The organism is Halomonas sp. EF61, assembly GCF_040147045.1.
In the GTDB taxonomy this organism is placed as follows: Bacteria; Pseudomonadota; Gammaproteobacteria; order Pseudomonadales; family Halomonadaceae; genus Halomonas; species Halomonas litopenaei.
This window is the reverse complement of the sequence record NZ_JAMSHM010000004.1, coordinates 73,812-92,722: the sequence shown is the minus strand read 5'-3', so window position 1 is coordinate 92,722 and position 18,911 is coordinate 73,812. Positions and strand designations below refer to the sequence as shown.

18 protein-coding genes are annotated in these 18,911 nt (G+C 64.4%); 16 read left to right on the top strand and 2 right to left on the bottom strand.

All coding sequences use genetic code 11. From position 1 onward, the window contains the following. Positions 1-108 precede the first annotated feature (108 nt). A complete protein-coding gene (lolB, locus tag NFI08_RS19970) occupies positions 109-723 on the bottom strand; it encodes a lipoprotein insertase outer membrane protein LolB (protein ID WP_108448940.1) in 615 nt (204 codons plus the stop codon). Between the two features lie 40 nt (positions 724-763). Then, on the bottom strand, positions 764-2,533 hold the full coding sequence (locus tag NFI08_RS19965) for a tetratricopeptide repeat protein (protein WP_240184237.1): 1,770 nt from the start codon (positions 2,531-2,533) through the stop codon (positions 764-766). A 168-nt stretch (positions 2,534-2,701) separates the two neighbouring features. Between NFI08_RS19965 and hemA the strand changes: the two genes are divergently transcribed. The 16 genes from hemA to NFI08_RS19885 all read left to right on the top strand — a co-directional run bounded on the left by hemA (position 2,702) and on the right by NFI08_RS19885 (position 18,864). Beyond that, the gene (hemA, locus tag NFI08_RS19960) at positions 2,702-3,967 is read left to right on the top strand and encodes a glutamyl-tRNA reductase (RefSeq protein WP_108448941.1); all 1,266 of its coding nucleotides are present in this window, start codon (positions 2,702-2,704) and stop codon (positions 3,965-3,967) included. 54 nt (positions 3,968-4,021) lie between these two features. Continuing rightward, on the top strand, positions 4,022-5,113 hold the full coding sequence (gene prfA / locus NFI08_RS19955) for a peptide chain release factor 1 (RefSeq protein WP_108448942.1): 1,092 nt from the start codon (positions 4,022-4,024) through the stop codon (positions 5,111-5,113). Next, positions 5,113-5,955, top strand: a complete 843-nt coding sequence (prmC, locus tag NFI08_RS19950) for a peptide chain release factor N(5)-glutamine methyltransferase (protein WP_108448943.1) — start codon at positions 5,113-5,115, stop codon at positions 5,953-5,955. Before prfA ends, prmC begins: the two co-directional genes overlap by 1 nt. Positions 5,956-6,124: 169 nt before the next feature. Next, entirely contained in the window at positions 6,125-6,625 is a 501-nt protein-coding gene (locus tag NFI08_RS19945; protein WP_045995158.1) for an Lrp/AsnC ligand binding domain-containing protein, read from the top strand. Between the two features lie 6 nt (positions 6,626-6,631). Then, positions 6,632-7,405, top strand: coding sequence for a HesA/MoeB/ThiF family protein (locus NFI08_RS19940; RefSeq protein WP_349591338.1), 774 nt, complete (start codon positions 6,632-6,634; stop codon positions 7,403-7,405). Beyond that, positions 7,402-8,316 (top strand): LysR family transcriptional regulator, encoded by a 915-nt coding sequence (locus NFI08_RS19935; RefSeq protein WP_222516634.1) that lies wholly within the window; start codon positions 7,402-7,404, stop codon positions 8,314-8,316. The genes NFI08_RS19940 and NFI08_RS19935 overlap by 4 nt, the downstream gene beginning before the upstream one ends. A 66-nt stretch (positions 8,317-8,382) precedes the next feature. Then, positions 8,383-9,396, top strand: a complete 1,014-nt coding sequence (locus NFI08_RS19930; protein WP_349591337.1) for a LacI family DNA-binding transcriptional regulator — start codon at positions 8,383-8,385, stop codon at positions 9,394-9,396. 426 nt (positions 9,397-9,822) lie between these two features. Then, positions 9,823-11,424: a sodium:solute symporter family transporter gene (locus NFI08_RS19925; protein ID WP_349591336.1), complete on the top strand. Its 1,602-nt coding sequence runs from the start codon at positions 9,823-9,825 to the stop codon at positions 11,422-11,424. A 266-nt stretch (positions 11,425-11,690) separates the two neighbouring features. Further along, on the top strand, positions 11,691-13,001 hold the full coding sequence (gene hisD / locus NFI08_RS19920) for a histidinol dehydrogenase (RefSeq protein WP_349591335.1): 1,311 nt from the start codon (positions 11,691-11,693) through the stop codon (positions 12,999-13,001). Beyond that, complete coding sequence (locus NFI08_RS19915) at positions 12,998-13,759, top strand: SDR family NAD(P)-dependent oxidoreductase (RefSeq protein WP_108448949.1); 762 nt, start codon at positions 12,998-13,000, stop codon at positions 13,757-13,759. The genes hisD and NFI08_RS19915 overlap by 4 nt, the downstream gene beginning before the upstream one ends. A 65-nt stretch (positions 13,760-13,824) precedes the next feature. Next, positions 13,825-14,784, top strand: a complete 960-nt coding sequence (locus tag NFI08_RS19910) for an ester cyclase (protein WP_349591334.1) — start codon at positions 13,825-13,827, stop codon at positions 14,782-14,784. Positions 14,785-14,793: 9 nt separating this feature from the next. After that, positions 14,794-15,807, top strand: coding sequence for a cupin domain-containing protein (locus tag NFI08_RS19905; RefSeq protein ID WP_108448951.1), 1,014 nt, complete (start codon positions 14,794-14,796; stop codon positions 15,805-15,807). 8 nt (positions 15,808-15,815) lie between these two features. After that, positions 15,816-16,580 (top strand): alpha/beta fold hydrolase, encoded by a 765-nt coding sequence (locus NFI08_RS19900; RefSeq protein ID WP_108449023.1) that lies wholly within the window; start codon positions 15,816-15,818, stop codon positions 16,578-16,580. 17 nt (positions 16,581-16,597) lie between these two features. Next, a complete protein-coding gene (locus tag NFI08_RS19895; RefSeq protein WP_108448952.1) occupies positions 16,598-17,299 on the top strand; it encodes an RraA family protein in 702 nt (233 codons plus the stop codon). 153 nt (positions 17,300-17,452) lie between these two features. Beyond that, positions 17,453-18,433 (top strand): nuclear transport factor 2 family protein, encoded by a 981-nt coding sequence (locus tag NFI08_RS19890; protein ID WP_349591333.1) that lies wholly within the window; start codon positions 17,453-17,455, stop codon positions 18,431-18,433. Between the two features lie 167 nt (positions 18,434-18,600). Beyond that, positions 18,601-18,864: a DUF997 family protein gene (locus NFI08_RS19885; protein WP_108448954.1), complete on the top strand. Its 264-nt coding sequence runs from the start codon at positions 18,601-18,603 to the stop codon at positions 18,862-18,864. The last annotated feature ends 47 nt before the right edge of the window (positions 18,865-18,911 follow it).

The window sequence follows — 18,911 nt, the reverse complement described above, 5'->3', positions numbered from 1 at the left end:
CTATAGGGAGCTTGCTGCAAGGAGCACGTCGACAGGAGGCAGAGGGCGATGGTGCTTCATTTTACCCGGGAGACAGGCTCCCGCCACCCGGGGCGGGAGCCGGCGCGACTACAGTTCCAGTGGCTGCCACTGGTTCACCACCAGGGTGGCGCGCAGGTCGTCATAGGTCATCACCAGCCGGTTGGGTAGCCAGGTGCCGTTCACATCCTTCCAGCCGCGATAGTCGATCTCCCAGCCGTCCTGTTCCAGTGAAGCGGGGAAGCCGAGTTCGTCGTCGGTCATCTCGAAGTCACTGTCGTCGGCGGGCAGGCCGCGCACCCAGTCGGTGAGGCTCGAGACCGGCAGCGACCAGCCCAGGCGCTGTTCCATCAGGGCTTCGGGGCTGTCGGCCTCGAAGCGACCCTCGCTGGTGGTCAGCGAGACGCGACCGTCGCGTCCTTCCAGGGTACTGCGGCCGGCGCCCATGGGGCCGGTGACCAGCAGGCGATAGTGGTAGGGGGTCTGGCGCCAGTCGAGGTTGGCGCTGGTGGATTCCTGGGGAGTGCGCAGGCCCACCTTTCCGGTCAGGTTCCAGGAGGTGAAGGCTTCCACCTGTTCGGTCTGGGCTTCCCAGTCACCGGCCTGGCGCTCCTGGCGCGGCTCGGTGACGCTCTGGGAGGTGGCGCAGCCGGCCAGCAGGCCGAGCCCCAGGGCGGCGGCGGTCAGGCGAAAACAAGACATCATCGCGGGGTCCTTGCGGGTAGTGGTCGTGGTGTCGGGGCGGTCAAGGCGCTGTTGCCGTTGGCTCAGGCCTGATTTCGGGGCGCCGATCGAGGAGGTCGACGATCAGCGGGCGCTCGGGGAAGCGTTGCTGGGCTTCTTGCAACAGCTCGCGTGCGCGCTGCTTCTGGCCCAGGTCCCACAGCACCTCGATCAGGTGGGCGGCGACCTCCTGATCGGCGATCTCGCGCCAGGCGCGCTCGATCCAGGGTAGCGCAACCTCCGGTTTGCCCTCACGGTAGGCGACCCAACCCAGGCTGTCGAGGATGGCGGGGTTGTCCGGCGAGAGCTCGTAGGCCCGCTGGATCAGTCGCCTGGCCTCGTCAAGATCATCCGGGTCGCCGGCATCGGCCAGGGTGTAGCCGAGCGCATTGAGCGCCACGGCGTTGTCCGGCTGCTGTTCGACCAGGGTGCGCAGATCCTGTTCGGAGGTGTCCAGGTCGCCTTCGCTCCAGGCACGCATGGCGCGGAAGTAGCGCAGGTCGCCATCCTCGGGGCTACGTGCCAGCTCGCGGTTGAGCAGCGCCTCGGCCTCGGGCTCGAGACCTTGCTGGTCGAGCAGTTGCACTTCGGTGATGACCAGGCCGGTATAGGCGTCGTCGTGACGCAGCCGCTCTACCCGCAGAAAGGCCCGGGCGTCCAGCAGCCGGTCGGCCTCGATCAGCATGCTGGCCGCGCGCTGACGCGACAGCAGGAAGTCAGGGCCCGGCGGTACCCGGCGATAGTAGAGCAGGGCGTTGTCGACCTCGTCTTCCTGCTCGGCGATGCTGCCAAGCAATAGATAGAGGGCGCTGGGTGCCTGGGGATCATCGACCAGCGGCAGCAGCAGCCGGCGCGCCGGGTCGTGGTGGCCTTCTTCCAGATAGAGCTGGGCCAGGCCGACCCGCAAGAGGGGGTTGTCGCCACGGGTCTCGAGCAGGGTGTCGGTGCTGCTCTCGGCCGACACCAGGTTGCCCAGGCGAATGTCGGCCCGCGCCATCAGCAACAGAAAGCGGGGGTCGCCGGGAGAGAGGTTGAGGCCGCGTTTGGCCGCCAGGCGGGCCTGGTGGTACTTGCCGGCGTCCAGGGCGATGCGTGATTCGGCGAGAATCCGCTGGGGGTTATCGCGACTGTCGTTTCCCAGTGCGGCAATTCGTCGCTGGGCGCCCTCATGATCCCCCTGGGCCGAGTCGGTCAGGGCCAGCGCCAGGCGCAGGTCGTCTTTCCTCGACTCTGGGAGTGTGGGTTCGTCGAGCGCCTGTTCGAGGGTGGCGGCGAGCGCCACCGGATCGCCGCCACTGGACAGGGCGGTATCGACGAAGCGGGTGATGTCGGTGTCGTCATCGGCCGCGATCAGCCGCTGTTTCAGGGCTTCGTCCCAGTTGCCGCGACCACCGGCGAGGTTGCCCAGGATCTGGGCGGCCACCGGCGCCTCGGGCGCCAGCTCCTGCCAGCGTCGCGCGGCGCGTTCGATCAGGGCGGTGTCATCGGTGAAGCGTGAAGCCAGGGTGGCGCGTTCGACCAGGGCAGCGGAGTGATAGCGCTCGGCTGCCTTGAGGTAGCCTTCGGTGGCGCGTCGATAGTCGCCCCGCTGACCGGCTATTTCGGCAATCAGCAGCGTCGACAGGCCGTCGGCATCGAGTCCACGGGTGATCGGTGGAGCACCGGCCATGGGGTCAGCCTGTGACGCGCTGCCTGGGCTGTAGGAAAAGCTCTGACAGCCGGCGAGCCACGCCGTCAGTGACAGGGTGGCCAGAGTGCAGGTCAGCTTTCCGTGGCGCGCGTTCGGGGGCATTGAGGCGTCATCTTCTCCATGAGAATTCTCAGCATAACGGCTTGGAGAGTCTTGGCAAAGGTCAATGCCCGGGGGAGCGAGGTCAGAGCTGCCTATGGTAGGATATGCGCCTTGCAGGAGCGGCCTGGTTGGCCGCTCCGGACATCATCTGATGAAGACGTCGAACGCATGACCCTGCTTGCCCTTGGCATCAACCATCGAACCGCGGCCGTCGAGGTGCGCGAAAAGGTGGCCTTTGGCCCCTCGCAACTCACCCGGGCGCTCTCCGAGCTGCGCGCGCTGCCGAGTGTGCATGAGGCTGCGGTGCTGTCGACCTGCAATCGTACCGAGCTTTACTGCGTGACCGAGTCGAGCGGGGAGAACGAGGTGCTCGACTGGTTGAGCCGGTTTCATGCATTGCCCCGCGAGGACCTGCTGCACTGCGCCTACCACTATCTGGAAGGTGACGCCGCGCGCCATCTGATGCGCGTCGCCGTGGGTCTCGATTCCATGGTGCTGGGTGAACCCCAGATCTTGGGCCAGCTCAAGGATGCTTACCAGGCGGCCAGGGACGCCAGCGGGCTCGGCGGGGAGCTGGAGCGGCTCTTCCAGCATACCTTCGCGGTGGCCAAGCAGGTGCGCACCGAGACCGCCATCGGCGAGAACCCCGTTTCGGTGGCCTATGCGGCGGTCAGTCTGGCCAGTCGAATCTTCGACGATTTCTCGCGTGCCAGGGCGCTGTTGATCGGTGCCGGCGAGACCATCGAGCTGGTGGCGCGCCACCTGCATGAAGCCGGGGTGCACCAGTTGACGGTGGCCAACCGCACCCGCGAGCGGGCCAGTGCCCTGGCCGGCAGCCTGGGCGGTCAGGCCATCAGCCTCGACGAGATCCCCGTCGCCCTGGAAAAGGCCGACATCGTCATTTCGTCCACCGCGGCGCCCTTGCCGATTCTTGGCAAGGGCATGGTCGAGCGGGCGCTCAAGCGTCGCCGCCACCGTCCGGTGTTCATGGTCGATATCGCCGTACCTCGCGACATCGAGCCGGAGGTCGGCGAGCTCAGCGACATCTTCCTTTATACCGTCGATGACCTGCATGAGGTCATCGAGGAAAACCGACGTCACCGCCAGGTGGCGGCGGACCAGGCCGAGGCGCTGATCGAGCACGGCGTGGCCCACTGGCACAAGGAACGCCGGGTGCGCGGGGCCGGCGAGGTGATCCGCGACGTGCGTGCCAAGGGTGAACGGCTGCGTGACGAGGCCCAGACCCAGGCGCTGGAGCGCCTGGCCAAGGGTGAGGATCCCGAGGCCGTGGTGCGTCGCCTGGCCCACCAGTTGACCAACCGCCTGATGCATCAGCCCACCCTGGCCCTGCGGGGTGCCGCCGCCGATGAGCGCCAGGACCTGCTCGAGGCTGCCGTCGAACTGCTGCTGGGCGAGCCCGAGTCCCGGAACTAGCCGGGCCTGGCTTGACCGCAATGCGCCTTCTTACATGATTTCAAGGATTTGCCGATGAAAGCTTCTCTGCGTGAGCGCCTCGATGCCTTCGTCGACCGCTTCGAGGAACTCTCTGCCCTGTTGTCGGAGCCCGACGTGATCAGCGATCAGCCACGTTTTCGCGACTACTCCCGCGAATACGCCGAGCTCGAGTCGCTGGTCGACGCCTGGCGCCGCTATCGTGGCGTCGAGGAAGACGTGGCCACCGCAGAGCAGATGGCCGAGGACGCCGACGCCGACATGCGCGAGCTTGCTCAGATGGAGCGCGAGGAGGGCGTGGCCAAGCTCGAGGAGCTGGAGGCCGAACTCAAGCGTCTGCTGGTGCCCAAGGATCCCGATGATGGGCGTAACGTCTTTCTCGAGGTGCGCGCGGGAACCGGCGGTGACGAAGCGGCGCTGTTCGCCGGCGACCTGTTTCGCATGTACTCGCGCTACGCCGAGAACCAGGGCTGGAAGGTCGAGGTGGTCAGTGCCAGCCACGGCGAGCAGGGCGGCTACAAGGAGATCATCTCTCGGGTGAAGGGCGAGGGCGTCTACGCCCGGCTCAAGTTCGAGTCCGGTGCCCATCGCGTTCAGCGGGTTCCCGCCACCGAATCCCAGGGCCGCATCCATACCTCGGCCTGCACCGTGGCGGTGATGCCCGAGGCCGACGAGGTCAGCGACATCGACATCAACCCGGCCGACCTGCGGGTGGACACCTTTCGCTCCAGCGGCGCCGGCGGTCAGCACGTCAACACCACCGACTCGGCAATCCGCATCACCCACCTGCCCAGCGGTGTGGTGGTGGAGTGTCAGGAAGAGCGCAGCCAGCACAAGAACCGGGCCAAGGCGATGTCGCTGCTGGCGGCGCGGCTAAAGCAGTCGGCCCAGGACAGCCAGCGCCAGGAACAGGCCGACGCCCGTCGCTCGCTGGTGGGCTCCGGCGATCGCAGCGAGCGCATACGTACCTACAACTTCCCCCAGGGGCGGATCACCGACCATCGCATCAACCTGACCCTGTACAAGCTCAACGAGGTGGTCACCGGCGACGGCCTCGACGAGGTCATCGACCCGCTGATCCACGAGTACCAGGCGGAGCAGCTAGCCGCTCTGCAACAGGACGGCTGATGCGCTGTGATGTGCTGATCGCCCGGGCGACCCGCCGCCTCGAGGCCGCCGGCAGCCCGACGCCGCGACTCGACGCCGAGGTGCTGGCCATGGCGGCGATGAAGGTCGATCGCACCTGGCTCTACACCTGGGGCGACAAGCCCATGTCGACGCTGGCCCGGGCCCGCTTCGAGGCCTGGGTGGCGGCGCGTGCCCAGGGCATGCCGGTGGCCTACCTGACCGGCGAACGCGAATTCTGGGGGCTGGCCCTGGCGACCTCGCCCAGCACCCTGATTCCCCGGCCCGATACCGAGACCCTGGTGGAGGCCGCGCTGGCCCGGGCCGATACCAATCCCGGCGCCTTGCTCGACCTGGGCACCGGCACCGGTGCCATCGCCCTGGCGTTTGCCAGCGAGCGCCCCGGCTGGCGGGTCGAGGGCGTCGATCTGTCCCCTGAGGCGGTGGCGCTGGCGCGGCGCAACGCCGAGCGACATGGTCTGGCGGTACGATTTCGCCAGAGCGACTGGTTCGATGCGCTCGATGACGAGCGCTTCGACCTGATCGTGGCCAACCCGCCCTATATCGACCCGCAGGATCCTCATCTGGGGCAGGGCGATGTGCGCTTCGAGCCAAGCTCGGCGCTGGTGGCCGCCGACCATGGCCTGGCCGATCTATTTGCCATCGCCGAGCGCGCCCGGAGCTTCCTCCAGCCGGGCGGCTGGCTGTTGATGGAACACGGCTACGAGCAGGCCGAGCGGGTGCGAGAGCATCTTGAAGCGCTGGGCTATGTTCGCTGCGACAGCGTGCATGACCTGGGGGGCCACCCTCGGGTGACGCTTGGGCAGTGGGGCAGGCAACGTTGAAGCCGGGACTGGAGTCTGTTGGGGGCATGTGATACTGATTATCAGTAAAATGTTTTGCCACCAAGCGATTGGGCGCGAGAGATTGTCGTGAAATGCTTTGCGACCAGGCCTTTTTGGTCGATTCTTTCCTTGCGTGCCCCTCGCCGTCAGACCAGCGTTCAGGACCACAATGAAAACCAAGAACCGCTCCCTCGACCGTATCGATCTGAAGATTCTGCGTTGCCTGCAGGAAAACGCCCGGGTGTCCTACGTGGACCTCGCCGCCCAGGTGGGCTTGTCCACCACGCCGTGCCTGGAACGCGTCAAGCGCCTCGAGCGCTCCGGGGTGATCCGTGGCTACAAGGCGATCCTCAACCCGCGCATGCTCAAGGCCAATCTGCTGGTGTTCGTCGAGATCAGTCTGGAGACCCAGTCCCCGGCGGTGTTCGACGAGTTCCGTCGAGCCGTGTCGAAGCTGCCGCAGATCCAGGAGTGCCACCTGGTGTCCGGGCAGTTCGACTATATTCTCAAGTGCAGAATTCCCGAGATGTCCGCCTATCGTCAGCTACTTGGCGACGTGGTGCTGACCCTGCCCGGGGTCAAGGAATCCAAGAGCTACGTGGTGATGGAAGAAGTGAAGGAAGATTTTGCCCTGCACGTGCCGGATATCGAAGAGTTCGAGGACAAGTGAGTTTTCATGAATGACCAGGACCTGCTGCGTTACAGCCGCCAGATCATGCTTCCCCAAGTGGACATCGACGGCCAGGAGCGCTTGCTGGCGTCGCGCGCACTGATCGTCGGTGCCGGTGGCCTGGGCTCGCCGGTGGCGCTGTACCTGGCCGCCGCCGGAGTCGGACAGCTGACCATCGCCGACGCCGATATGGTCGAGATCTCCAACCTGCAGCGCCAGATCGCCCACCAGGAGCAGGACCTGGGACGCAACAAGGCCCTGTCGGCCGCCGAGTCTGCCATCGCCCTCAATGCAAGCTGCCGGGTCAGCGCCATCGAGCGCCATCTGGACGCCGAGGGGCTGGTCCAGGCGGCGCGGGAGGCGGACGTCATCCTCGACTGCACCGATCGCTTTTCCAGCCGCTACGCCATCAATGCCGCCAGCGTCGCCGCCGGGGTGCCGCTGGTCTCCGGCGCTGCGATCCGCTTTTCCGGGCAGTTGGCGGTGTTCGACCCGCGTGACGAGGCGAGCCCCTGCTACGCCTGCCTGTATCCGCCGGATGACCAGGGTGACGAGGCCCTGTCCTGCGCCGAGAGTGGCGTCATCTCGCCGCTGGTGGGGCTGATCGGCTGCTTCCAGGCGGTGGAGGCGGTCAAGCTGTTGTCCGGGGCCGGCACGCCCCACCGGGGGCTTGCCACCTTCGACGGCCTGAGTGGTGAATGGCGTCACTATCGGCTGGGGCGCGATCCACGCTGTCCTGCCTGCGCAGACCGAGGGCGGTCCGGCGGAGCAAGCGCGTGAGCCGGCAGAGCCCGGTCACCGACTTCGATATTCGTCTATTGCGGGTGTTCAAGGCGGTGGCCGAGTGTGGTGGATTTTCCGCCGCCGAGAACGAGCTTGGCATCAGTCGTTCGGCCATCAGCCTGCATATGGGCGACCTGGAAAAGCGCCTGGGGCTCAAGCTTTGTCGGCGGGGGCGGGGCGGCTTCGCCCTGACCGAGGAAGGACGGGAGGTGCTGGAAGGGGCCCGTCGTCTGCTGTCGGGACTGGAAGCCTTTCGCACCGAGGTCAATGCGCTGCACCACAGCCTGCGCGGCGAACTCAATATCGGCATCACCGATACCCTGGTCAGCTCACCCGAGATGCGTATCACCCATGCCCTGGCAAGCCTCAAGGCCCAGGGCCCAGAGGTGCGCATCAACATGCACATGGACCCTCCCGGCGAGATCGCCCGCGGGGTGCTCGACGGACGCCTGCATGTCGGTGTCGTTCCGGCGGTCAACCTGCCTGCCAGCGTCGATAGCCAGGCGCTCTACAGCGAACGCTCCGGGCTTTACTGTGGCCGGGGGCATCCGCTGTTTGCCGAGCCATCGACGGCGCTGGAGGCGCTGGGCGGGTGGCAGGCGCTGGGGCAGTGGGACGCAGTGGTACCGTCCTATCCGCTGTCGGAAGCCGGCCGTGAGCGCCATGTCGGGCTCAAGCCCAGCGCCACCGCGTCCGACCGGGAAGGCGCGGCCTTTCTTATCCTGACCGGGGCCTACATCGGCTATCTGCCGGATCACCACGCCAATCTCTGGGTCGCGCAGGGTAGGCTGCGCGAGCTGTGCTCCGAGAGTGCCGCCTACGAGACGCCCTTCGTCGCCATCACCCGCCGTGACCGCCGCCCCCATCGGGTGCTGGAAGCCTTTCTGGCGGCGCTGGGGGAGCATTGAGACGCGCCTTGAGGTCTCGATACTGTTAGTCTGAGTACGTATGCAGAAACGATTGAGTCGTCAACGATGAAACAAAGGCCGGCGGTAACCTCGAAGGAAGTGGCAAGGCTGGCGGGGGTCTCTCAGTCAGCCGTAAGTCGGTGTTTCTCCCCCAATGCAAGTATTTCCGAGAAGACTCGGGAAAAGGTATTGCGCGCGGCGCAGGAGCTGGGCTATCGGCCCAATACCGTGGCGCGCTCGTTGATCATGCGTTCGACACGGACGATCGCCCTGGTACTGTCCTCGCTGGACAACATGTTCTACCCAATGGCGGTCCAGATGGCGTCTCGACGGTTCCAAGATGAGGGCTACCATCTGCTGCTGTTCGTGGTTCCGGAAAGCGACGATTTCCCGGGAGTCATGGACCGTATCCTGCAGAGCCAGGTGGACGGGATCCTTATGCTGTCGGCGCTGTTGACCTCGAGCCTTGCCAGAGAGTGCGTGAACGCCGGCGTGCCGCTGGTGCTGCTCAACCGCGGCGTCGATATCGAAGGAATTGGCCAGGTCTACAGCGACAACTACCACGGTGGTTACTGGGCTGGCAGCTATCTGGCCATGGGTGGGCACCGGAATATCGCCTTTGTCGCCGGTGTCGAGCGTTCCTCGACCAGTCGGCGTCGCTTCGAAGGCTTCGTCGACGGCCTCGCAGCCCACGGGCTCAAGCCCCACGCGGTTGTCCATGGCGACTACGACTTCGAGATGGCACGCCAGCAGACCCGTCGATTGTTCGCTGAAACCGTCGTGCCCGACGCCATCTTTGCCGCCAGCGATCATATGGCGGTGGCGGTGCTCGAGACCTTGCGCCATGAGCTCGGCAAGCGGGTCCCGGAGGACGTGTCGGTGATCGGCTTCGACGATACCCCTGTTTCTGCCTGGCCAAGCTATTCGCTGACCACCGTTCGCCAGCCCATCGATCAGATGATCGAGGTGGCGACCTCGCTGCTCATGCGTCAGATTCATGAGGGCGGAGGAGCCGAGAGCCGTGTACTGCCGGTTATTCCAGTACTGCGCGAGACCGCCCGGCGGCCCGACTCGGCCTGATTGCGATGCCAGTCCTTGCGCAGGAGCCCGGCTAGCCCCGTGGTGTGAGATGCGTCGCTGCGTTCTGTCCTGATCGCCGGGCGAGGCCTATAGGGCCCTTACCGCTAGCCCCTGCAGGCTGTGCTGTCGTTTGGCGATATTCACTTTGCTGTCTTCCTCCGAGTTCCCTTTCTCCGAATTGGCTTTCCCCGAACTGCCGTTCTCTGAATAGACGGCCATTTATCATGGTGAGCCCCGGCTTGCCTGCGTTTCTGTTGCACTGCAGCTCAGAGATATCTCTAGAAGATGCTGTCTTTGACGCATTGCATGCGTATGCAAATAATGCCAGCCTCAGACGTAGGTACCGGCGGCTGATCGATCACTGTCCCGACGCTGCCGGCAACGACAAGCACAGCAACTAGCACAACAACAACGACGGTAACCGCCATGGAAAATCTGGGAGCGTTGAACTGGTCCATCGTGATCCTGTACCTGGTCGTCAACCTGGTGATGGGGTCCATGCTGAGCAAGAAGATCCACACCGCCGAAGACTACTATGTCGGCCAGAAGACCACTCCCTGGTGGGCCATCGGGCTCTCGGTGATGGCCACCTATGTCAGCGCCATGTCCTTTCTGGGCGGGCCGGCCTGGTCGTACCAGAGCGGTTTGGGGGTGATGATGATCCAGATCAACTATCCCCTCGTGGTGTTTCTGGTCATCACCTTCTTCCTGCCGTTCTTCTACAACAGTGGCGTGGTCTCCATCTACGAGTACCAGGAGCGTCGCTTCGGCAAGAAGGCCAGGGCGGTCATGTCGATCATCTTCATGATGACCCAGACGCTGTCCTCGGCCGCGGTGCTCTACGCCACCGCACTGGTGCTGAGCTACATGACCGGCTTTGACGTGGTGCACGCCATCATCGCCATCTCCCTCATCGCTCTGGTCTACACCATGATGGGGGGGATCACCGCGGTCATCTGGACCGACGTGCTGCAGGCGCTGATCCTGCTGGTCGGCGCCATCATCATCCTGTTTGCCTTGATCGACAGGATGCCCGAATCGCTGTCGCTGACGCTTGATGCGCTGCGCGACCAGGACAAGCTCAATATCCTCGACTGGTCGCTGGACACCAAGGTCACCGCCACCGTGTGGTCCGGGGTGATCGCCATGACGCTCTATCACACCACTGTCTACGGCGCGAACCAGATGGTCGTGCAGCGGGCGCTGGCGGCCAGAAATATTGGCGATGCCAAGAAGTCGTTCATGCTGATGGGGTTCGGGGCCTTCTTTATCTACTTCATGTTCCTGATGATGGGGGTGCTGTTCTTCAGCTACTACGGCGGTCGCGAGTTCGACAACAGCAATACCATCGTGCTTGAGTTCGCCGCCGAGTACGGCATGCCGGGGCTGCTTGGCATCGTCGCTGCGGCGGTGGTGGCGGCGTCGATGTCGAGTCTCGATTCCGCCCTCAACTCACTGGCCACGGTCACCACGGTGGACTTCTACGAGAAGTATCTGCGTCCTGGTGCCAGCGGCGAGCACTATCTCAAGGCATCGCGCTGGTTCACGGTGCTGTGGGCGGTGCTGATCGTCGGTCCGGCCATCGCCTTCGCCGGCAATCAGGGTTCGGTGCTGGAGCTTCTGACCAAGGCGGGGTCCTTCTTCGTCGGCGCCAAGCTCAGCATGTACGCGCTTGGCTTCTTCTCGCGGGACACCACCGAGCGCGGGCTACTGGTTGGCGTTGCTGCCGGCTTCGTCGCGGTGTGGGCGGTCGCCGTCTGGACCGACATCAGCTGGCCCTGGTATTGCGCCATCGGCGCCTTTTTCAATGTGGTGGTGTCGCTGGGGGCCAGCCGCCTGCTCGACGGTCGCCAGTCAGAATATTCCCCCTACACCGTGAAAGGTCAGCGGGCGTTGTTTGTCCGGGAAGGGTGGCCAATCACGGAGGGTGGCTGGTCGCTGCTGCCCGGGAAGGTGGACTCGCTGGCGTGGCTGTTGATTGTCTTCTTCTTCATCACCATGGGATGTCTGGCGGTGCTGTCAGCTTAAGGATCACGCCCTCGGCAGGGTGCGTTCGGCTATGGGTTTGGCTGCTGTATGCCACACCGTTACATGCCACCAAAGTCGGGGGTAGCCTGATTTGCATTCGTATGCAATAAAAGCCAGGCTAAGAAGCACCAAATGACTTGCAAGTGATCGCGCTGGTCGAGCAACTCTGCCCCTGGCCGCCCTTTATCGGCGATCCCGATCCGCGTATCGCGTTACACCCGACAGCAACCCACAACAATCCACAACACGCCTTGACCGGAGCCCCCATGATTCGACATCTGAAGAACGCCACCAGCCAGGAAGTCCGTGCCGAAGCCGATCGCAAGGTGAGGGAGGTGGTGGAAACCACCCTGGCATCGATCGAAGCCAATGGCGACGCGGCCGTGCGCGAGTTGTCCGAACGCTTCGACAACTGGTCGCCGACAAGCTTTCGCCTGAGCGATGACGACATCCAGGATGCCATGGCCGAGGTCTCGGCCCAGGCGCTCGAGGACATCCGGTTCGCCCAGGCCCAGGTGAGGAACTTTGCCGAGGCCCAGCTGGCCTCGATGCAGCCGGTCGAGGTCGAGAACAGTCCCGGCGTGATCCTGGGTCACAAGCATCTGCCGCTCAACGCCGTCGGCTGCTATGTGCCGGGCGGCGCCTATCCGATGGTGGCGTCTGCCCACATGAGTGTGCTGACCGCCAAGGTCGCCGGGGTCAAGCGAGTGGTAGCGGCGGCGCCGCCTCACAAGGGCAAGCCGCATCCCGCCATCGTTGCCGCCATGCACCTGGCCGGCGCCGACGAGATCCTGGTACTGGGCGGGGTCCAGGCGGTGGGGGCCATGGCGATCGGCACGGAGACCATCGACCCCGTCGACATGCTGGTCGGGCCGGGCAACGCCTTCGTGGCCGAGGCCAAGCGCCAACTGTTCGGCCGGGTCGGCATCGATCTGTTCGCCGGTCCCACCGAAACCCTGGTCATCGCCGACGACAGCGTCGACGGACTGTTGTGCGCCACCGATCTGCTGGGTCAGGCGGAGCATGGCCCGACCTCGCCGGCGGCGCTGCTGACCAACTCCGAGACTCTGGCTCGCGACACCGAAGCGGCCATCGCGACGCTGCTCGAGAAACTGCCGACCGCCGATATCGCCCGTCAGGCCTGGGACAGCTACGGCGAGATCATCGTCTGCGACAGCCATGAGGAGATGCTCGAGGTGGCCAATGACATGGCCTACGAGCACGTCCAGGTGATGACCGAGAACGCCGACTGGTACCTCGACAACATGACCAACTACGGGGCGCTGTTCCTGGGGCCGCGGACCAACGTGGCCTATGGCGACAAGGTCATCGGCACCAATCACACCCTGCCGACCAAGAAGGCGGCGCGCTATACCGGCGGCCTGTGGGTGGGCAAGTTCTTGAAGACCTGCACCTACCAGCGCGTGGTCAGCGACGAGGCATCGGCACGCATCGGTAGCTACTGTTCACGGTTGTGCGCCCTGGAGGGCTTTGCCGGACACGGCGAGCAGGCCAACGAGCGAGTCCGGCGCTACGGTCATCAAGAGGTTCCCTACGCCGGACAGGTGGCACCGTGAGCGAGCTTTCTCTGCCATCGACGCCGAGTTTTCGTCTGGAAGGCAAGCGGGCCCTGGTCACCGGGGCCAGCAAGGGGCTTGGGCTGGCCTGCGCCTGTGCCCTGGCCCAGGCGGGGGCCGCGGTGACCCTGGTGGCCCGCCAGGCCGATGAGCTCGAGCGGGTGCGCGCGGCACTGTCCGACGCCGGTTATCGGGTCGACTGCCTGGCGCTGGACGTTACCGACCTCGACGCCGTGCAGCGTGCCCTGGCGACCCAGGCGTTCGACATCCTGGTCAACAATGCCGGAACCAATCGTCCCAAGCCGCTCGACGAGATCAGCGTCGACGACTACGACAGCGTCATGAACCTCAACGTCCGCGCTGCCTACTTTCTGGCTCAGACGGTGGCCCGGCGGATGCCGGCCGGCGGCTCGATCATCAATATGTCGTCGCAGATGGGGCATGTGGGCGCGGCCAACCGGACCCTCTATTGCGCCTCCAAGGCGGCGATGGAGGGCATGACCAAAGCCATGGCGGTGGAGCTCGGGCCGGTGGGGATTCGTGCCAATACCCTCTGTCCCACCTTTGTCGAGACCCCCATGACGCGTCCCTTCTTCGAGCGTCCGGGATTTCGTGATGAGGTGCTGGCCAAGATCCCGCTGGGCCGTCTGGGGCAGGTGGAAGACATCATGGGCCCGCTGGTCTTTCTTGCCTCTGCGGCCTCGGCGCTGGTCTCCGGCAGCGCGCTGATGGTGGATGGCGGCTGGACCGCCCATTGAGCGCACGGTCTTTCCCGCGCGCAGCGATGGTATCAATGAAATGCCTGGAACAAGGAGACGCATCGATGGGACTGCAGGGATTCGACAAGCGTTTCTGCGACCTTCGCGACTATATCCTGACGATCACCGAGGAAATCTGGGAAGGGCGGGGTATCGATCTCATTCGTCACTACTACAGCGAGGACTGTCCGGTGAAAACGCCAGCCGGAGCCTTTCGCGGGGTGGAAAAGGTCGTTCAGGGCACCCTGGCCACGCTTCAGGAGTTTCCCGATCGGACCCTGCTCGGTGAAGACGTGATCGAGGGCGGGCCGGTGTCCGGTTGCTACTACTCCTCCCATCGCATCCTGTCTCAGATGACACATATGGGAGAAGGGCAGTTCGGCTCGCCCACCTGGCGCAGCGCCGAGGTGATGACTATCGCTGACTGTCTGTGCCAGAACAACCGTATCGTGGATGAGTGGCTGGTCCGGGACCAGTCCGGCCTGGCGCTTCAGCTAGGGGCGTCCCCGATGACACTGGGGCAGGCGCTGGCGACAACGGCCGATTGGCCCGATGCCGAGGCTCTGGTGGAGCGCTGGCGGGGAGCCCAGGGCGACCTTGATATTGACAGCCTGGGTGAAGTGGCGCAGCGCTACCGCGATCTGTGGCAGGACGCCTGTCTCGACCGGCTCAGGCAAGGCTATTCCCGTGCGATCGACGCCAAGGTGCCGGGCGGGCGACATCTGCGTGGATTGACCCAGCTTGAGTCATTCTGGTTCGAGATGAAGGCTGCCTTCCCCGCGGGGTGCTATCGCATACATCACTATCTGGATCGAGAAGAACAGGGGATGCCCCGGCGGGTGGCGCTGCGCTGGTCGTTGCAAACTCGCCATCTGGGAGCAGGTCGTTTCGGCCAGCCGAGCGGCGCCGACGTGGTGCTGCTGGGTATCACCCACGCCGAAATCGTCCGAGGACAGGTCCTGCGTGAATGGCACTTGCTCGACGAGATCGCCATTCATGCCCAGATCGCCCATCAACAACGCTGAGGAAACATCATGAGCTGGACCCTGGACGCCCTCGAGGCACGCCGTGTGCGCTACGACGAGCTGATTCCGTGCCGCAACGCCTTCGTCGATACCCGCTCGCCGGGCTCGGATCGCAAGGAAAACTTCACCATCATTGGCCCTGGGGTCGCAGAGAACCCCCATCAGCATGTGCACATCAGCGAACCCCACGGTTTCAACGTGGGCGGGGCGCGACAGCCGGGGGGCTGCCTGAACTCACAGCATTCCCACGAAAGCGCCGAGGTATTTGTCGTGCACAGTGGCCGCTGGCGCCTGATCTTCGGGCCTGAAGGTCAGGACGGTGATCTCGAGGTCGGCCCGGGCGATGTCGCCAGTGTACCGATTCATATGTTCCGGGGGTTCGAGAAGATCGACGAAGGAATCGGCTTCCTGTTCGTCCTGCTGGGTGGCGACGACCCTGGCCGCGTCAAGTGGGCACCCAGCGTGTTCGATCTGGCCAAGGAGCACGGCCTGGTGCTGCTCAAGGGCGGGCGTCTGGTCGATGTGGCCGCCGGAGAATCCGTGCCGGAAGGCGCCGAGCTTGAAGCCGCGCCAGATGCCGAGGAACTCGCACGCTTGATTACCCCGACGCCGCAGCGCCTGGCCGAGTGCGTGGTTCGCCGCAATGAACTGCGCGCCAATCCTCAGGCGGCGCTGGCGGGGCCGGGGGTGGAGGAGTGCCCGGTGATTGTCCCTCAGGCCAGTGGAGACGGCTTCTCTCCCGGGCCTATCGTGGGCTGGTGGCCCCACGGCTTCCAGCTGCGAGTACTACGTATGCAAAAAGGCGCAGCGACGCCCGGCTATCACTGCCACGAGCCGGAGGTGCTGTTCGTTCAGCGGGGCAGCGTCAAGGTGAAGAGTGACCAGGGAACCATTGATCTTGGGCCCGGCGATACCTTTACCTCGCCCCAGGGCTGGACCCATCGGCTGATGGCCGATCAGGACGCCGAAGTGGTGGTGGCCCGAGGCACCGAGGCGCCGCGCGGACCGGTGGTGGCGGCATGAATGGCTCGATGGCAGCAGAAGGCAGCGACGGTAACCGTCTGCCGCTGATGCTGGTGCCCGGGACCCTGTGCGATGCACGTCTGTGGAGTCCTCAGATCGAGGCGCTGGGGCACGAGGTGGACACCTACGTGCCTCGCCTCGGCGCCAGCGATGACATGGACGCCCTGGCCCGGGACCTGCTGGATCAGGCCCCCTGGCCTCGCTTCAACCTGGCGGGCCTGTCCATGGGTGGCATTCTGGCCATGTCGATGGTGCGCCAGGCCAGTGAGCGTATCGAGCGCCTGGCGCTTTTTAATACCAACCCTTTCGCCGAGGTGGAGGAGCGCCGCATTCAGCGTGCAGCGGATATCCACCAGGCCGAGGAGATGGGGCTCGAGCGCTACGCTCGGGAAGTCCTGGCACCGCTGTATCCGGCGCAGGGGCAAGAACCATCGCCGGAACACACCGAGTTGGTAGTGAAGATGGCGAGGGGGCAAGGCCTCGAGACCTTTCGCCGCCAGTCCCTGGCGCTGCGTGATCGTGCCGACGCCAGCCAGTGGCTTGGTGCGATTCGTCAACCGACGCTGGTGCTGTGTGGTGATGGCGACAGGCTATGCCCGGTATCCCGGCATACCTGGCTGGCGGACCACATTCCGGATGCCCAGCTGGTTGTGCTCGAGGGGGTAGGGCACCTCAGTACCCTGCAGGCTCCCCTAGCCGTCAACCACGCCCTGATGCAGTGGCTCAGACGTCCGGCAGGCGAGGACGCCGCTCTGGCCAAGGCGTCTTCCTGACCACAACAACGAGACCCATGATCATGACCCCTGACCTGCTCGAACAGCTTCGTCGATTCGATACGCCGACCATCGCCAATGCGCTGGATCTGGTGCGAGGTACCCGCAGTGCCGAAGGGTTTACCCGCACCCCGGTGGTGGCGGCCGATCCGTCACGCCCTCCACTGGTGGGATACGCACGGTGCGCGCGAATCAGGGGGCTGACGCCGCCCGATGAGCCTGCCGAGACCATCCGCGAGCGGCGCATGGCCTACTACCGCTACATCGCCGAAAGTCCCGCCGACAGCCTGATGGTGATCGAGGATGAAGATGGAGATGAAGCCGTCAGCGCCTTCTGGGGTGAGGTCAACACTTGCCTGCACCACCGTTTCGGTCTGCTCGGTGTGCTGACCAACGGGGTGATTCGTGACCTCGATGACCTTGAGCCGGGATTTACGGTACTGGGCGGCCGCGTCGGCCCGTCCCACGCCTATGTACGCGTCACCGCGGTGGACACGCCGGTGAGGGTATTCGGTCTGGACGTGGCACCGGGGGACCTGATCCACGCCGACCGCCATGGCGCGGTACGGCTGACACCGGATGAGGCCAGGGCACTGCCCGAGGCCATCGATCGCATCGTCGGCGCCGAGCAGGAACTTCTGGAGCGCATACGTCGTCCCGGTTTCGACCTTCAGGGACTGATGGATGCCTGGGCAGCATTCGAGAAGCGCCGCGTCTAGCGGCTCCGATAGCTCTGTCGGGCGGTAGTCGACCGCTCTGGCTCGATGGCAGCAAAAGGTTTGGCGATGTGGCGCACGCAGGCGCTATGCCATCAAGGCGCCAGATAGCGATACCCGTTGATAAAAAAGCAGATAAAGCAACAAGGACCCCTGATGAAAGGTTTCAATGACGACTACGAGACGTTTCCGGATTTCATTCATGGAATCACCCATGAAATCTGGGAGGAGCGTGGCGTAGGTGCGGCGCTCAAGCGCTACTACGCCGATGACGTGCTGGTCAGGGCGCCCAGCGGCATCCTTACCGACAATACCGGTGTCACCGCCGCCACCCTGGCGACCCTCAACGAGTTTCCGGACCGTCAATTGGTGGGCGAGGACGTGATCTGGCGTAGCGATGACGACAGTGAACATGTCTCGTCCCATCGATTGATCTCGGTGATGCGTCATACCGGAGGCGGCGCCTACGGCGAGGCCAGTGGTCGCTTGGTTCGCTCGCGCATCATTGCCGACTGCGTAGTGCGGGAAAACCAGGTCAAGGAGGAGTGGCTGGTACGTGACCAGGCCGCCTTCGCCCGATGTCTTGGCCTTTCGCCGCGGGAACTTGCCCGGCGCCAGGTCGACAGTGATATGCGCCAGTTCGGCGAGCCTCGCTTCTTCACCCCGGCGCAGGACGTTGCCGGCACCTATCGTCCCTTTATCGCCGAGGATTCCACCGCACGCGCCTACGCAGACGGCTGGACTCGGATCTGGGGAGGCAAGGAGATCTCGGCACTCCAGAGTCTCTATCACCCCGGCGCCTGCCTGCACGTTTCCGGTGGGGAATCGCGCAATGGCCATGCCGATATCGATCGCTTCCTGCTCGGCTACCTGGCCTCTTTCCCGGACGCGGAATTTTGCGTCGAACACCTGATGATCAATCGCGAGCCGGAACAGCCCGTTCGCATCGCCATGCGCTGGTCCTTGCGCGGCAGTCATTCGGGATGGGGCGCCTTCGGTGAGCCGACCGGGGCTCCGGTGTACGTGATGGGGATCACTCACGCCTATCTGACAGGCGGCCGGGTCACCATGGAATGGGTCATGGTCGATGAAGTCGCGGTGTGGAAGCAGATCGTGAGCGCGACGCTTGCGCAATGATTCTGAGTAGAAATCTTGAGAGGAGGGAGACCTATCGCGGTTCAGGGTTCGGGAAGCGCCGGTAAAGCCTTGCGAAGTGCATCGACGGGAGAGAATGACAAAAGATGGCTCTCCCTACGTTCAATTCACGGCACTTGTATCTGAGAAAAACAATCTAGGAGAGTGCAATGAGTGAGTCATCCGACAGCAAGATGGGCCGTGCCTACTACATGCGTACGCGCCGGGAAGCCATGGTCGCCGGCATTATCTGGATCGTGTTTCTGGTCTGGACCGTGGGGGTGTCCTACATCCTCGGATACCGCAACAACGACCTTTCGACAACCATGGGAATCCCCACCTGGATCTTCTGGGGAGTGCTTGTGCCGTTCTACGTCGCCGCGCTGACGAACAGTATCTATGCCTTCTTCTATCTTCAGGATGATCCCGAGTAGCAAGAGCCGAACATGACAATCAACAAGATGGCTTCGAGGCGCTGATC

Coding starts and splice junctions, on each gene's coding strand:
- lolB (WP_108448940.1), bottom strand. CDS start 723: ATGATGTCTTGTTTTCGCCTGACCGCCGCCGCCCTGGGGCTCGGCCTG.
- NFI08_RS19965 (WP_240184237.1), bottom strand. CDS start 2,533: ATGCCCCCGAACGCGCGCCACGGAAAGCTGACCTGCACTCTGGCCACC.
- hemA (WP_108448941.1), top strand. CDS start 2,702: ATGACCCTGCTTGCCCTTGGCATCAACCATCGAACCGCGGCCGTCGAG.
- prfA (WP_108448942.1), top strand. CDS start 4,022: ATGAAAGCTTCTCTGCGTGAGCGCCTCGATGCCTTCGTCGACCGCTTC.
- prmC (WP_108448943.1), top strand. CDS start 5,113: ATGCGCTGTGATGTGCTGATCGCCCGGGCGACCCGCCGCCTCGAGGCC.
- NFI08_RS19945 (WP_045995158.1), top strand. CDS start 6,125: ATGAAAACCAAGAACCGCTCCCTCGACCGTATCGATCTGAAGATTCTG.
- NFI08_RS19940 (WP_349591338.1), top strand. CDS start 6,632: ATGAATGACCAGGACCTGCTGCGTTACAGCCGCCAGATCATGCTTCCC.
- NFI08_RS19930 (WP_349591337.1), top strand. CDS start 8,383: ATGAAACAAAGGCCGGCGGTAACCTCGAAGGAAGTGGCAAGGCTGGCG.
- NFI08_RS19925 (WP_349591336.1), top strand. CDS start 9,823: ATGGAAAATCTGGGAGCGTTGAACTGGTCCATCGTGATCCTGTACCTG.
- hisD (WP_349591335.1), top strand. CDS start 11,691: ATGATTCGACATCTGAAGAACGCCACCAGCCAGGAAGTCCGTGCCGAA.
- NFI08_RS19910 (WP_349591334.1), top strand. CDS start 13,825: ATGGGACTGCAGGGATTCGACAAGCGTTTCTGCGACCTTCGCGACTAT.
- NFI08_RS19905 (WP_108448951.1), top strand. CDS start 14,794: ATGAGCTGGACCCTGGACGCCCTCGAGGCACGCCGTGTGCGCTACGAC.
- NFI08_RS19900 (WP_108449023.1), top strand. CDS start 15,816: ATGGCAGCAGAAGGCAGCGACGGTAACCGTCTGCCGCTGATGCTGGTG.
- NFI08_RS19895 (WP_108448952.1), top strand. CDS start 16,598: ATGATCATGACCCCTGACCTGCTCGAACAGCTTCGTCGATTCGATACG.
- NFI08_RS19890 (WP_349591333.1), top strand. CDS start 17,453: ATGAAAGGTTTCAATGACGACTACGAGACGTTTCCGGATTTCATTCAT.
- NFI08_RS19885 (WP_108448954.1), top strand. CDS start 18,601: ATGAGTGAGTCATCCGACAGCAAGATGGGCCGTGCCTACTACATGCGT.